Genomic DNA, 14,246 nt, shown 5'->3' with positions numbered 1-14,246 from the left:
TAACAGCGTTTTCCTGGGCCGGATGGTTCAACCATACAGCCAGGGCGGGCGGTGCGACCGAATCGGCAGTCGCCATGCGACTACGCGACCAGGTCGAAGACATCAACATAAATAGAGTCTGGATGGAGACATGAAAAGCCTAACGCTAGCCTTGCGTGCGCCGGCCCTTGGCGCTGCACTGTTTTGCTGCCTTGCGCAGTTCGCCCACGCCGAGGTCTTTACCGCACCGAACTCATCCGCGCCGCCGCTGCGCCAGGAAGTCCCGAACGGCGCCGCACCGCCCCAGACCGTCGGCGAAGCCGATGAACCGCCCGCCATCTGGAATGACACGTTCATCGGCTATCGCTGGGGCACGGATTTTCACTACCCAGGCGTCGATTCGACGGTGATGCAGAACATTGGCTACCTCACGACGATCGGCGGTTTCCGGTTTGGCAGCTACGCGTTCAACGTCGACTATCTCGTGTCCAACGCGGCCAACCCGGAATCGGGTGGTCCGCAAAGCGGCGGCGCACAGGAGGTTTATAGCGTCGGGCGCGTCCAGTTCAGCGCCGGCAAGATCTTCGGCCGCTATCTCGGCATCGGCCCGATTCGCGACTACGGCTTGACCGTCGGCTATGAGTTCGGCGTGAAGAACGATGCGTACTCCGAGCGTGCGCGCATGCTCGTAGTCGGGCCAACGGTCGAGTTCGCGGTCCCGCATGGCTACTGGAACCTCACGGCCGGGTTGCGCACGGAAAGCAATCACAACGGCATCACCGGCGTCGATGTGCGCTTCAATACCGCATGGCACCTGGAGAGTTCGTGGCTCTACCCGTTCCGCGTCGGCCCGGTTCCGCTCATGTTCCGCGGCTTCGCGAGCGTGACCGGACCCAAGGGACGTGACGGCTTCGGCGTGGAAACCACAACTGAGTTCCTCACGCGCATGGCGCTGCTCGCCGACCTCGGCTCATTCGCGGGGCACCCGCGTGTCCTCTACGCCGGTCTCGGCTACGAGTACTGGTATCACATGTACGGCACGCCGACGCACGCGGCCCCGGGAACCATCACTTCAGTGCCGATGCTCCAGGCCGAAATTCACTTCTGATCCATTTGCCTCGCGAAAGCGGCCATGGGCGACCCGTCTTGCGGGTTGCCCATGGCCGCTTGATACGTTTTAGGGCACCGTATTTATTACCACCTGCACGGCCCTCGCAGGCGCCGTATGGAGTAACACGACACGTCGAGCTGTTCCCTTCCTTTGGAGTACTGATGCAGATTCAAGACCATAGCGCCGCGCACATTCACACGACCGTCACCGCAGCAGCAAACATCGCGGATGACTGGGCCCAGTCATCCGCACACACACGCGCGACGTTGTTGCGCGCGCTGGCCAGTGCGCTCGACGCTGAGCGCGATGCGCTCGTGCGCACCGCCGCTGAGGAAACATCGCTCGGCATCGCGCGGCTCAATGGTGAAATCGACCGTACGCGCTTTCAGCTCAACGGCTTTGCCGATTACGTCGAGGCAGGCCACGCGTTCGCCCTGACCGACGACCGGGCCATTGCCGACGCTCCGCCCGCCGGGCGTCCTCACCTGAGCCGCGTGCGTGTTCCGCTCGGCCCGATTGCGATGTTCTCTGCCAGCAACTTTCCGTTCGCGTTCTCGGTGCTCGGTGGCGACACCGCCTCTGCGCTGGCGGCGGGCTGCCCTGTCGTGGTCAAGGCCCATCCGGGTCACCCGAAGCTTTCGCGCAAAGTGTTCGAACTCGCGCGCGCGGTCATTGCCGGGCAAGGACTTCCCGTCGCACTGCTAGGCATGGTGGAGGGCGCGGGCATCGAGGTGGGCACTGAACTGGTCAATCATCCCGACATCGCGGCCGTGGCGTTCACCGGCTCGTTCAAGGGCGGCGCGGCGCTGTGGCGCCTCGCGAATGCCCGGGCGCGGCCGATCCCGTTCTATGGCGAACTGGGCTCGATCAACCCCGTCGTCGCGCTGCCGGCGGCGCTCGCCACTCAGGCGCAGACGCTCGCGCAAGCGCTCGCTGCGTCGATCGAATTCGGCTGCGGCCAGGTGTGCACGAGCCCGGGCCTCGTCGTCCTGTTAGAAGGCGAGAATGCGCAACGCTTCGAAGATACGCTGCGCGACGAATTGCGCGAAAAGCAGACACATCGCATGCTCACGCCCGCCATGAAGCGCACTTTCGACGCGGGTGTTGCGCGCCTGCTCGGCACGCCCGGCGTGCAGACCCTGCTCGCCGGCAGTGCCGATCACGATGAAGCGGCGCCCCCACGCCCCGTGCTCGCGCGCACGAGAGCGAAGCACTTTATCGCCACACCGGCGCTGCACGAAGAGATTTTCGGCCCCGCCTGCCTGATCGTGCGCGTCGGTTCGATCGATGAAATCGTCGACGTACTGGGCGCGATCGGCGGCAGCCTGACTGTGACGCTGTGGGGCGCGGACGAAGACACGCCCGACGTGCGCCGCGTCGCGCGCCGCGCCACGCAGATCGCGGGGCGCGTGCTCTTTAGCGGCGTGCCGACGGGTGTGGCCGTGACGCGCAGTCAGCAGCATGGCGGTCCCTGGCCGGCTTCGACGCAACCGTTCACAACCTCGGTTGGCTACGAGGCGCTAGAGCGTTTCCTGCGGCCGGTCGCGCTGCAGAGCGCTCCCGCATGGCTCAGCGCGCGAGCCGGGCAGCCCTGTTGAGAACGCGCGGCGTGGCATTTGAAACCTGACTCACTGGACGAGTACGGCCGCCGCCAACTCTCCCAACGCTGTGCGGCGACCGCGCTCCATTCTCGAGATATCGCGAAGGAGGCGCAACGCCAATGGATACCTGTCAAGTCAAGCAGCCAGCAGCCGAGAATCCGTGGGGCATTCTGATCCTGCTCTCACTCGGCCTGCTGATTTCGTTTGTCGATCGAACGAGTTTGTCCGCAGCGCTCGCGGACAAAGCCTTCGTGCATGAGTTTTCGCTGTCGAGCGTGCAGCGCGGCTGGCTCAATTCGGCCGTATTCTGGTCCTATGGTCTCGCACAGATGCCCATGGGCTGGCTCGTGGACCGCTACGGCGTGAAGCGCCCCTACTCGATCTGCTTCGTTATCTGGTGTCTCGCGGCGGCGGCCACCGGGCTCGTCACGACGCTTTCAGCGCTGATCGTCATGCGTTTGCTGATCGGCCTCGCCGAAGCCGTCGTCGTGCCCGCGACCTATCGCTACCTCGCGAATAACTTCGAGGAAACCCAGAAAGGCACCGCGCTAGGCATCTTCTCCATCGGCGGCAAGATGGGCCCGGCGCTCGGTGCGCCGATTGCAGCGTGGATGATCGTCGCGTATTCGTGGAAGGCGATGTACATCGCCACTGGGCTCATCGGCCTCGTGTGGATGGTGCCCTGGCGCCTCATGGTCAGGAACGACTACCCTTCGCGCGAAGCGCTGACGGCGGCTGTGAGGCGCGCTTCGTCCGTGCCGCTCCGGAATCTCCTCGCGAGCCCCGTGGTTTGGGGCGGCCTCATCAACAACTTCTGCTACAGCTATTTCGCGTTCTATTGCATGACCTGGATGCCGGCCTATCTGGTCGAGCAGCGCGGCCTCTCGCTGGAAAAGTCCGGCGTCTATACGTTTTTCAGTTTCGCCGGCATCGCGATCGTCGCCGCTCTCGCAGGTTGGTTGGCAGACCGTATGATTGCGCGCGGCAAAGACGCCGTATTCGTGCGCAAAGCGTTTATCGTCGCTGGATTCATTGGCGGCACGACGGTGCTGCTCGGTGCATACACACGATCGCCAGGCATGGCGCTCTTCTGGAATGTGCTCTCGCTCTCGCTCCTGGGCCTTGCGACGGCCAACAATCTGGCGCTGTGCAAGCTCACTCTGATTCCCAAGCAGGCGGTCGGATTGAACACGGGGCTGCAACAGGTCGCCACGAGTCTTGCGGGCGGTGTCTCCGCCAGTCTTTCTGGCTGGTTGCTCTACCTTGGCAAAGGCAATTACACATTTGCCATGATGGCAGTCTTCGTGTTCCTGCTGGTGGGCGCAACAAGCACGATGGTGCTGCTTCAGCGGAAGTGGGCGCCCAAGGTCAATAGTCCCGGCGCTGCGCAGGCTTCATGAACTCTGCACGCTGACGTATCGATGGGTCTACCGCTGCGTCACTGCTGTTCGACCACCCTCTCAAGCGCAGCCAGATCAAGAATCACGAAATGCGAATACGTCGTGCGAATGATGCCCTCGCGCTCGAGGCTTTTGAGTTCACGATTCACCACAGGGCGAGAACGGCCGACCATATCCGCGAACTCGTCCTGCGAGAGCTTGAGCGAAATGGCCACGCCCTCGGGACGCGGCATACCCCAGGGTCCAACCAGGTAGAGCAACGTCCTCGCGCAGCGCTGGCGCAGCGTCAGCAGGCTGTTATCGGCGAGGTCCAGATACATGGTGCGCGAACGCAGGCATAGCAGTCGCATCACGGCGCGCGCGAAGCCGGGCTCCGTATCGAGCACGTCGTGAATGAGCGCTTTGTTGAACAGCAGCACGAGCGTGTCGACATGCGCCACGCTGTCGTGGATCGCGCCCTGTTCGTCGAGTACCGGGATCAGATTCATCAACTGCCCCGGCTCGAGATGGCGCACCAGATGCCGCTTGCCCGCCTCGGCCGTCACGCTGACCTCAAGGGTTCCGTCGACGATCAGGCACAGATGCTCTACGGGTTGCCCCTGGCGGCAGAGCACTTCGCCCCGCTGCAGCAAGCGTATCGTGCCCTCTTTGAGCAGCCGGTCGATCGTATCGGGGCGGCAAGCGGCGAACCACGCGGCGCGATGCAGCGCGGCACTCGCCAGCGCTCGCTGGGACGGGCGAACAGTTTCTGTCATCATTTTTACAGATTTGCGGGGTCGCTCTCTCTAGACTCGCTTTCATTCAATCAGAAGCGAGGAGACATGCATGTCCGACGATCATAGCATCGGCGCGACCACGTATCTGAGAGCCCTGGAGCAGGCCAGCGTCACGCATTTCGTCACGGTGCCAGACCTCATCCAGGTCGCGCTGCATCAGGCCATGGAACGCGGAGACAGCGATATTCGGCTCGTGCGGACCTGCAACGAGGACCAGGCGGTGTGCGTCGCCGCCGGGCTCACGATCGCCGGTCAGCGCCCCGTGGTCGTCGTTCAGAACCAGGGTCTCTATGCCTGCGTCAATACGATCCGCGCCGTGGCGCTCGACGCGCGAATCCCGACCGTGCTGCTGATCGGCCAGTTCGGCCGCGAGCACGAGAATTTCGGCCGGCCCAGCACCGCATCCCGCCGGCGCGTGGTGAATCTGCTGGAGCCGCTGCTGAGCACGCTCGGCATTCCTTTCTGGTGCCTCGAAAGCAACGGCGACCTCGCCCAGGCCGTTCCGGCCGCGTTCGATGCGGCGCATAACCGCCGCGGCCCCGCTGCGCTGATCGTCGGCCGGCCCGTGGCCTGGCATTAACAGGGATAGGAGAACAATCATGCGAATCGCAGAGGCTTGCCAGCAGATCGCGCTCGCGCGCGAGCAGCGCGTGATCGTGGCGACCATGGGCGCGATGTTCGCGTTCGACGCACTCGGCGTCGACGCGCTGCGGCTCAGTTCGGTACCGTTGATGGGCGGTGCGGCAGGGCTCGGGCTTGGCCTCGCGCTGGCGAATCCCGAGGTGGGTGTGATCGTCGTCGACGGCGACGCAAGCTTGCTCATGCAACTGGGCGGCCTCGTCACCGTGGCCGACAGCGGCGTGTCCAATTTCATTCATTTCGTCATCGACAACGGTGCTCAGTTCGCCGGCACGTCCAATCTGCCGGTGCCCGGCGGCGAGACCGTCGACTTCTGCGCGATGGCTCTGGCGGCAGGCTACGCGAGCGCCCACGCGTTCGACAATGCCGCTGCCCTCGGCGATGCGTTGCCCGCGCTTCTCGCGGCGCCGGGGCCGACGTTCGTGACGCTCACGATCGAACCGGAGCCCGCTCGTTTCGGTCCACAGCTACAACAGCCGGAAATGCCCGATCGCCAGTTTCAGCGCATGGGCATGGAGGCCGAACAACTTGGCGTCTGGTACGCCACGCACGTCAAGTCGCCGCGGTAATCGCGCGGGGCGCAGACACGTCCGGCTACGCTGTATCGAACGTTGGGCGGCCTGCCGAAGACGCGGCCATGAAGCCAGCATGACCGCATCGCGGGTCGCCAGGCAGTGGCGGCAAGCAGTCGCCCTTCCGTCGTGATCGAGCTTTCCTGGCAGGTGTTGCTGGAGCGTTCCGTCGCACGCTTCTCAGGTTCGAATCCTGCTGGTCCGCTTTTTCAACCCACGCGCAAACTCACGTGCCGGACCTCCGGCGCCCGTCCCCCAGGACTGGCGCAGGCGATTCTGCACGCCGGCACGCGCGTTCACTGCTGCAAACGGCTGCACGTTTCATACAAACAAAATCGGAGACAAGGCATGCGAAGGACTTCTAAAGAACAACGGGGAATCAGGGCGGCCATTCAGGTCGCGGCGGTGACGGCAATCGGCTGCCATAGCCTGCTCGCGAACGCACAATCGTCGGTCACGCTTTACGGTATCGCCGACACGGCGATCCGCTACACGACGCATGCCAATACGGCGGGCGACTCGAAGGTGCAACTCGGCAACGGCGGCGCGAGCGAAAGCGTGTTCGGCCTGATCGGATCGGAAGATCTCGGCGGCGGAATGCGCGCGGTGTTCCAGTTGGAGAACCGCTTCTTCCTGAACTCCGGCGTGATGGATCCCACGTATCCGTTCTTCAACACCGCGTTCGTCGGTCTGCAGTCTTCGACGTTCGGCAGGCTGACGCTCGGGCGTCAGCTCAATCCGATGGCCGATGCGGTGGGTCGCACGTACATGAGCCAGAACTTCTACCAGTTCCGCCCTGAAGTGGGTATGGCGCAGGGGAACTTCACGAGCAATATGGCCAAGTACGCGGCCGTGTGGCACGACGTGACGCTGGAGCTGTCGTATGCGTTCGGCGGCACGGCCGGGGCGTTCGGCGCCGGCAGCCAGATCGGTGCGTCGCTTGCGTACGTGCCCAAGGGTCCGCTGCGTCTCGGTGCCGCGTATCTCGACTCTCGCGACGCTGTGAACTCGTCCGCCCACTTCAAGTCCTGGACGGCGGGCGCAGCCTACACGATCAGCAATACCACCGTCAACGCCGGCTGGGTGGTGAACCGTCAGGATCAGGGCTTCGTGGGCAACTTCCCGAACGGTCCGTTCACGGCGCCCCAGTTGACCGCGCTGAAGTTCAACACGTTCTCGTCGCGCGAAATGTTCTTCGCCGGCGTGAGCCAGCGCTTCGGCGGCGCGACGCTCGTGTCCGCCAACGTGTGGCGCACGTTGCAGACCGGCAAGGCGGCGAGCGGCGACGGCCACGCGACGCAATTCCAGCTGCTCGCCGATTACAGCCTCTCGAAGCGGACCGACACCTACATCGAAGGCGACTACTCGCTGTACCGCGGCGGCCTCATCGGGGCCCAGTTGCAGGGGTTCAACGGCGCGAGCGCAGCCGCCGGGTCGACCCAGCTAGGGCTGATGGCCGGCCTGCGGCACAGGTTCTAGGACGTCTGTAACGTCGGCGCGCGAGTCGATTTCGTTGTGCGCCGAACGACGGCATTCGGGCAGCGGACGTGCCGCTCGAAGCGACTTCTTTCAACGTCTGACCGGCAGCGGCCGGCGCGAGGAGCAAATATGAGCGTCCGCTATCAACCAGCCAAAGCATGGTGCATCGCAGTCCTGCTTGCCCTGTTCATGCTGGTCAACTTCGTCGACAAAATCGTGATCGGCCTGGTGGCGGTACCCCTGATGAAAGAGCTGGGGCTGACACCGGTCCAGTTCGGTGTCGTCGGTGGCAGCTTCTTCTGGCTGTTCGCCATCTCGGGCATCACCGGCGGCTTCATCGCCAATCGCGTGAAGGCCTGGACGCTTTTGCTGGCGATGGCGGTACTGTGGTCCGCCACGCAGCTGCCTGTTGCGTTTTCGACGTCGATGACGGTATTGATCGCAGCTCGGGTGCTGCTCGGCGTCAGCGAAGGCCCGTCGTGGCCCGTCGCGATTCACGCCTGCTTCAAGTGGTTCCCCGACAACCGGCGCAGCTTGCCAGTTTCGCTCATCGCGCAAGGGGCAACGGTCGGCCTGCTGCTCGCGGGCTTCACGATTCCGGTCATCACGGCACATTGGGGCTGGCGTGCAAACTTCGTCGCGCTCGGCGTCGTGGGCATGGTCTGGGCCGCGCTCTGGCTGATCTTCGGCGCGGAAGGATCGATCGACAGCCATCCGGTCGGGAAGCTCCCGGACGACGCCGGGTCAGCGCGCGTGCCTTATCGCAAACTCCTCGCCGATCCCACCGTGCTCGGCAATTTCCTGCTGCACTTCGTCGCCTACTGGAGCCTCGCGCTGGTCCTGACGTGGCTGCCGAGCTACCTGCAAAAAGGCCTGGGCTATGACGCGATCACGTCTGGCCGGTTGTTCGCCCTCGTCGTATTGATCAGCACGCCGATCAACGTGGGACTGTCGTGGTGGTCGCAGCGCCTGTTGGCCAAAGGCGCGTCGTCGCGCATGGCGCGCGGCGTGTTCGCCAGCGTCGGCCTTGTCGTAGCAGGGGCACTCTTCTGCCTGCTGCTGATACTCGATCTGAGCGGCATCCAGAAGGTCCTGCTGATTGCCGTCGCTTTCGGCCTGACACCGGTCATCTATTCGCTCGGGCCCGCGATGCTCGGCGAGGTGACACCAGCTTCGCAGCGCGGCGCCATCCTCGCGTTCGACAACTCGATCGCGTCGATCGCCGGCGTGTTGGCGCCGGTCGTCACCGGCCGCCTCGTCGAAGTCGCTTCGGGTTCCGGCGCCGCCGGTTATGAGCAGGGTTTTGCGATCAGCGGCCTGATGCTGATCGCGGGCGGCGTGATCGGCGTGCTCTGCCTGAATCCAATGCGGTCCACGCGCCGTCTGGCCGGGGCTTCCCTCGACGGGACACACTCCCCCACCCGATCTGCGTGATCGAGGAAGAGGCCGTCGAGCGTACCGAACAACATTCACTTGCCACCCTTAACGGGAATACGCAATGTCTGAAAGCAACACTGGTTTGTCACCGTACATGGGCGGCCCGGTCGATGTGAAGACCGGTCCCAAAGGCGAAATCGCCAACGCGCGCCTGATTGCACACGGCGCCGCGCTCGGTCGCAAGCTGCATCGGGTGACCGATCGGGTCTATTGCCAGCTCGGCAGCAGCCTCGGCAATTCGACCATGGTGCTCGGACAAGACGGCATGATCGTCATCGACACGGGCGACTGCGTGCAGCAGTCCGCCGAGCAGCTCGAAGACTTTCGCACCGTCACCGACCGCGCGGTCAGCGCTTTGATCTACACGCACGGTCACTACGCGCTCGGTTCGCGCACCTACGTGCCGGCCGGCGAAGAAGAACGGCTGCCGGTCTACGCGCACCGTGACTTATTGCAGGTGATGTCGCGCACGTTGGGTGACCTCGCGCCGTTTCTTACGCGGCGCGTCGCGATGCAGTTCGGCATGTTCCTGCCGCCGGAGGGCCCTGACGCGATGCCGAACCAGGGCCTCGGGGCCGAATTCTTCCCGCTCGAGCGCTACACGCCTACGCCTGGCTTCGTGCGTCCCAACCATTTGCTCGATGACGGCCAGTGCGAAACGATCGATGGCGTGCGCTTCCAGTTCTGGCACACGCCGGCCGACTCGGACGACACCGTGCTGATCTGGATGCCCGAAGAAGGCGTCGTGGTCAACAACATTGCGTGGCCGGCGATGTTCAATATCTACACGCTGCGCGGCGAAGCGTTCCGCAACCCGACCAGGCTGCTGCCGGGTCTGGACAAGATCCTGGCGCTTGCGCCGGAACATCTGGTCGGTGTGCACGGCGTTCCCATCAGCGGCAAGCAGGCCATTCGCCAGGCCGTGGCGGAATACCGCGACTGTATTCAGTTCACCTACGACCAAACCGTTCGCGGCATTAATCAGGGACTGTCGCCCGACGAACTCGTGCGCTTCGTGAAACTGCCCGCGCCTCTCGCCAACGGTCGTCTAACGGGCCAGTTCTACGGCGAGTTGCCCTTCTACGTTCGGCAAATCTATTGCGGTCTCGTTGGCTGGTTCGGCAACGACACCGTCGAGTTGCACCGCTTGCCCGAAGCGGACTCGGCACGCCGGTGGGTCGAACTCGCCGGGGGCACGGACCAAGTGCTCAAGCAGGCGCGCGAGGCGCTCGAAAAGCGCGAATTCCAGTGGGCCGCCGAACTGGCCACTGCCGCACTTCGTGCGGGCGTCGGCACCGCGCAAGGCCGGCAACTCAAGGCCGACGCGCTGCGCGCGATGGCCCGGGTGACCACTGCCGCGAACACGCGTTCGTGGTATCTCGCGCAAGCACGCGAACTCGAAGGGCGCGTCGATACGAGCACGCCACCGTTCACCTTCGTGAACGCTACGACCGTACGCCAGATGCCGCCGGGCACCTACGTGAACGCGATGCGCTTCAAGCTCGATGCGCAACTGAGCGCGGCGGGGCCGCGTCAGGCGAACCTGTCCATCGCCGGGCACCACTTCACGCTGGCGTTGCGCCACGGCGTGGTGCAGGTCGCGCCCGGCCCTGCCGAACACGCCGACTGCGCGGTCGAGTTGACGATGGATCAGTGGGCCAAGCTGGTGTCCGGCGAATCCGACGTGCAGCGCACGCTGGATGCAGGCGCGCGAATCAGCGGCGACGCGTCGCTGGGTCGAGCGCTGCTCGGTGCGTGGCGTCGGGCAATCTGACTTCAGTGGCCAAGGCATGAACGAACGATTATCAGGAGACACGATAATGAGCAGCACCCTCGATCGCTATTGCGAACACGACATCCCCTTGATCGACGGCCCGCGCGGCGCGCGCGTCGCCGCTTCGACGCTGAAGGCGATCGCGGCGACTTTCGCCGTCGCGCCGCGGCTCATCGAGGTGGCGCCCAAGGTCTGGAACCTCGTGGGCATCGGCATTTCGAGCCGCATGATGGTCGAAGCGCCGGAGGGCCTCGTGATCTTCGACACGGGCGACGATCTGGATGACGGCGAGCGCGCGCTCGCCGAATTCCGCAAGGTCAGCGACCGACCGATCAAGGCGATCGTGTACAGCCACAACCACTATGCGCACGGCACGCAGGCGTTTACGCGCGAAGCGCCGGACGCGATGATCATCGGCCATCATCAGGTGAACAGGCACCTGGCCGAGATCTCCACCGGCTTTGCCTCGGGAGGCGAATTCCCCGAAGCCGTCCCCGCCCTCACGGCCCGCTACGAGCGTCAATTCGCGCTGCACCTGCCGCAGCAGGGCCCGGACACCGGCCTCGCCGCGATCATTCCTCCGGGCCGCGCAAAGGGCACGGCGCCCGCCACGCATCTCGTGCACGACGGCGACGAGCTGATGGTGGCCGGCCTGCGCATGCAGTTCTTCACCGAACACTTCTCCGATTCGGAAGACACGCTCACGGCCTGGGTGCCGGAGATGAAGCTGGTCTACAACAACTTCCTGTGGCCCAGTCTGTTCAACTTTTATACGCTGCGCGGCGATGTGTTCCGCAATCCCGCTTCGTGGCGCAACGGCCTGAAGCTGATCCGCGACCTCGAGCCGGAAGTGCTCGTCAACACGCACGCGCTGCCGTATATCGGCAAGCATGAGGTGCGACAGGCGCTGGAACTGTACATGGACGCGATCAGCTTCATGATCGACCAGACGCTGCGCGGCATCAACAAAGGCCTGTCGCCCGACGACCTGAAAGAGTTCGTCAAGCTGCCGCCACATTTGCGCGACTTCGCGAACAACTCGGAAAGTTATAGCGAGTTCTTCTACTTCCCTCTGCATCTGTACAACCACATCTTCGGCTGGTTCGACGGCGACGCCGCGAGCATTCATCGTCTCGCTGCGGACGACGAAGCCCGGCGCATCGTGGCGGGCTTCGGCGGCGCCGAGCAGGTGCTGATTCAGTATCACAACGCGATGGCACAGGGCGACCTGGTCTGGGCAAGCCGCCTTGCGGGCTGGCTGCTCGCCACCGACCGCGAAAGCAACGTCTTCCGCGAGGCCCAGGCCGAAGCGCTGCGCCAGATCGCGTATCGCGCGCCAGGCACGATCCCGCGCCACTTCAACCTCACCCAGGCGCTGGAACTGGAGCGCAAGATCACGCCCGTGCGCAGCGTGCTGCCCGACATGCCGGCCATCCGCGCAGTCGAGCCGGCGCGCTATGTCGACTTTCTGCGTGTGCGCCTCGATCCTGCGCGTTCGGCCGAGGTACAGCAACGCCTGGTGATCGAAATCACCGACAAGGGCGTGAGTCACGCGCTGCAAGTGCGACGCGGCGTCTGCGAATTCCAGCGCGACCCTGGCGCGACAGCCCAGGGCGATCTGAGCCTGCGCCTCGACCATGAGGCGTGGGCCGAGTATTACGTCGGGCAGACATCGATCGAAGCGCTGCTCGAGAGCGGCCGCGCAACCTGCAACCGAAGCGACGATCTCGTCCGCTTCTTCGCGTTGTTCGACGACGCACAGCAGTCCATCAACCCTGATTTTGCCGGCATCCGGCGTGGAGTCGCCGCATGAACGTGGCCGAATATGATTACATCGTCGTGGGCGCCGGTTCTTCCGGTGCGACGCTTGCAACCCGCCTGACCGAAGACGCAGCGACGAAAGTCCTGCTGCTGGAAGCCGGACAACCGCGCGACAAGGACTTCTGGGTCAAGACGCCCGTCGGCGTTGCCAAGATTCTGGGCGACGCGAACTATGTGTGGCAGTCGAAGACCGTGCCGCAAAAGAGCCTCGCCGGCCAGGAGATCTACTGGCCGCACGGCAAGCTGCCGGGCGGCTCCAGCTCGGTCAACGGCATGATCTACGTGCGCGGCGATCCGCGCGAGTACGACGGCTGGGCCGATGCCGGCTGCACCGGCTGGTCGTACGCGGACTGTCTGCCCTACTTCAAGCGCATGGAGTCGAGCAGGCGCGGCGAGGACCGCTATCGCGGCCGCAACGGACCGATTTCGGTCACCGACCTGCGCGACAGCCGACGCCACGTTTTGTCGGACGCATTCGTCACGGCCTGCCAGCAAGCGGGCATCCCGCTCGCCGAGGACTACAACGGCGAGAAGTACGAAGGCGTGAATTTCCTGCAGCTTTCGACACGCAACGGCCGGCGCTGCAGCACCGCGCTCGGCTATCTGACGACGTCCCGGCAGCGCAGCAATCTGGACTTTCAGGTCGAGGCGCACGTCACGCGCGTGCTGTTCGAAGGCAAGACGGCGGTTGGCGTCGAATACGTCCAGGGTGGCGTGCTGAAGACGGCCCGCGCGCGGCGCGAGATCGTGCTGTCGAGCGGCCCCATCAAGAGCCCGCATATTCTCGAACTGTCCGGCATCGGACAGGCGAGCCGCCTCCAGCAACTGAACGTGCCCGTGGTGTACGACGCGCCGGAGGTCGGCGAGAACTTGCGCGACCATCTGCAGGCACGCATCACCTTCGAATGCACGCAGGCCATCACCGTCAACGAGGTCCTCAACAGTAAATGGCGCACCCTGTTGATGGGCGCCAACTACCTGCTCACACGCGACGGGTTCATGGCCACACCGTCGGCCACGGTGCATGCGCAGGCAAAGACGCGCAAGGAGCAAACGCGCCCAGAGGTGAAAATCCAGATCCACCTGATGAGCGGCCCGGACCGCTACAGCGTGGACCCGTTCCCGGGTTTTCAGGTCGGCTTCTTCCAGCTGCGTCCGCAGTCCAAAGGCTGGCTGCATGCACAGTGCCCGGATCCGCTCGTCGACCCGATGATCGAACCGAACTACCTCACGCACGACGAAGACACCCGCGCCATGCTCGACGCGCTGCGCCTGTCGCGCAAAGTCATCGACCAGCCCGCCATGAGCGAATACGTCAAGCGTGAGACACGGCCGGGCATCGATATTCAGGATGACGAAGCGCTGCTGAACTACATCAAGGTGTGCGGGCAGACGTCGTGGCACCCCATCGGCACCTGCCGCATGGGCGGCGATGCAACGTCCGTGGTCGATCCGCAACTGCGGGTGCGCGGCGTGCAGCGACTGCGCGTGATCGACTCTTCGATCATGCCGACCATGCCGTCGTCGAATACCAACGCCGGCTCCATCATGATCGGCGAAAAGGGCGCCGACTTGCTGAAGCAGGCTCGGTAGCCAGCGCGAAACCCGTCAGGCGGTGAAGCGCCTGACGGGGACTTCACTTGCAAGAACGGACAGC

The 14,246-nt window shown here is 64.4% G+C and carries 11 protein-coding genes; 10 read left to right on the top strand and 1 reads right to left on the bottom strand.

Annotated features, from left to right (window positions below):
- Positions 1-130 precede the first annotated feature (130 nt).
- The 3 genes from L0U83_RS32665 (at position 131) to L0U83_RS32655 (ending at position 4,091) form a co-directional block, all read left to right on the top strand.
- The gene (locus L0U83_RS32665; protein ID WP_233888307.1) at positions 131-1,087 is read left to right on the top strand and encodes a hypothetical protein; all 957 of its coding nucleotides are present in this window, start codon (positions 131-133) and stop codon (positions 1,085-1,087) included.
- 164 nt (positions 1,088-1,251) lie between these two features.
- Positions 1,252-2,688 (top strand): aldehyde dehydrogenase (NADP(+)), encoded by a 1,437-nt coding sequence (locus L0U83_RS32660; protein ID WP_233888306.1) that lies wholly within the window; start codon positions 1,252-1,254, stop codon positions 2,686-2,688.
- A gap of 122 nt (positions 2,689-2,810) precedes the next feature.
- Positions 2,811-4,091, top strand: coding sequence for an MFS transporter (locus L0U83_RS32655; protein ID WP_233888305.1), 1,281 nt, complete (start codon positions 2,811-2,813; stop codon positions 4,089-4,091).
- A 38-nt stretch (positions 4,092-4,129) separates the two neighbouring features.
- On the opposite strand, the gene L0U83_RS32650 is transcribed toward L0U83_RS32655, so the two are convergent.
- A complete protein-coding gene (locus tag L0U83_RS32650; RefSeq protein WP_233888304.1) occupies positions 4,130-4,849 on the bottom strand; it encodes a Crp/Fnr family transcriptional regulator in 720 nt (239 codons plus the stop codon).
- 67 nt (positions 4,850-4,916) lie between these two features.
- Here L0U83_RS32650 and L0U83_RS32645 point away from each other — a divergent pair, with 67 nt between their 5' ends.
- The 7 genes from L0U83_RS32645 (at position 4,917) to L0U83_RS32615 (ending at position 14,182) form a co-directional block, all read left to right on the top strand.
- Complete coding sequence (locus L0U83_RS32645; RefSeq protein ID WP_233888303.1) at positions 4,917-5,447, top strand: thiamine pyrophosphate-binding protein; 531 nt, start codon at positions 4,917-4,919, stop codon at positions 5,445-5,447.
- 19 nt (positions 5,448-5,466) lie between these two features.
- A complete protein-coding gene (locus tag L0U83_RS32640) occupies positions 5,467-6,075 on the top strand; it encodes a thiamine pyrophosphate-dependent enzyme (RefSeq protein ID WP_233888302.1) in 609 nt (202 codons plus the stop codon).
- 351 nt (positions 6,076-6,426) lie between these two features.
- Complete coding sequence (locus L0U83_RS32635) at positions 6,427-7,557, top strand: porin (RefSeq protein ID WP_233888301.1); 1,131 nt, start codon at positions 6,427-6,429, stop codon at positions 7,555-7,557.
- A gap of 129 nt (positions 7,558-7,686) precedes the next feature.
- Positions 7,687-8,991 carry an MFS transporter gene (locus L0U83_RS32630; protein WP_233888300.1) on the top strand — a complete coding sequence of 435 codons (1,305 nt, stop codon included), beginning with the start codon at positions 7,687-7,689 and terminating at the stop codon, positions 8,989-8,991.
- Positions 8,992-9,055: 64 nt separating this feature from the next.
- Positions 9,056-10,768, top strand: a complete 1,713-nt coding sequence (locus L0U83_RS32625; RefSeq protein ID WP_233888299.1) for an alkyl sulfatase dimerization domain-containing protein — start codon at positions 9,056-9,058, stop codon at positions 10,766-10,768.
- A gap of 46 nt (positions 10,769-10,814) precedes the next feature.
- Positions 10,815-12,581 (top strand): alkyl sulfatase dimerization domain-containing protein, encoded by a 1,767-nt coding sequence (locus L0U83_RS32620; RefSeq protein ID WP_233888298.1) that lies wholly within the window; start codon positions 10,815-10,817, stop codon positions 12,579-12,581.
- Positions 12,578-14,182: a GMC family oxidoreductase gene (locus L0U83_RS32615; protein WP_233888297.1), complete on the top strand. Its 1,605-nt coding sequence runs from the start codon at positions 12,578-12,580 to the stop codon at positions 14,180-14,182. Before L0U83_RS32620 ends, L0U83_RS32615 begins: the two co-directional genes overlap by 4 nt.
- Positions 14,183-14,246 lie beyond the last annotated feature (64 nt).

Source organism: Paraburkholderia flagellata (assembly GCF_021390645.1).
In the GTDB taxonomy this organism is placed as follows: Bacteria; Pseudomonadota; Gammaproteobacteria; order Burkholderiales; family Burkholderiaceae; genus Paraburkholderia; species Paraburkholderia flagellata.
This window is presented reverse-complemented; position numbering and strand designations above follow the sequence as displayed.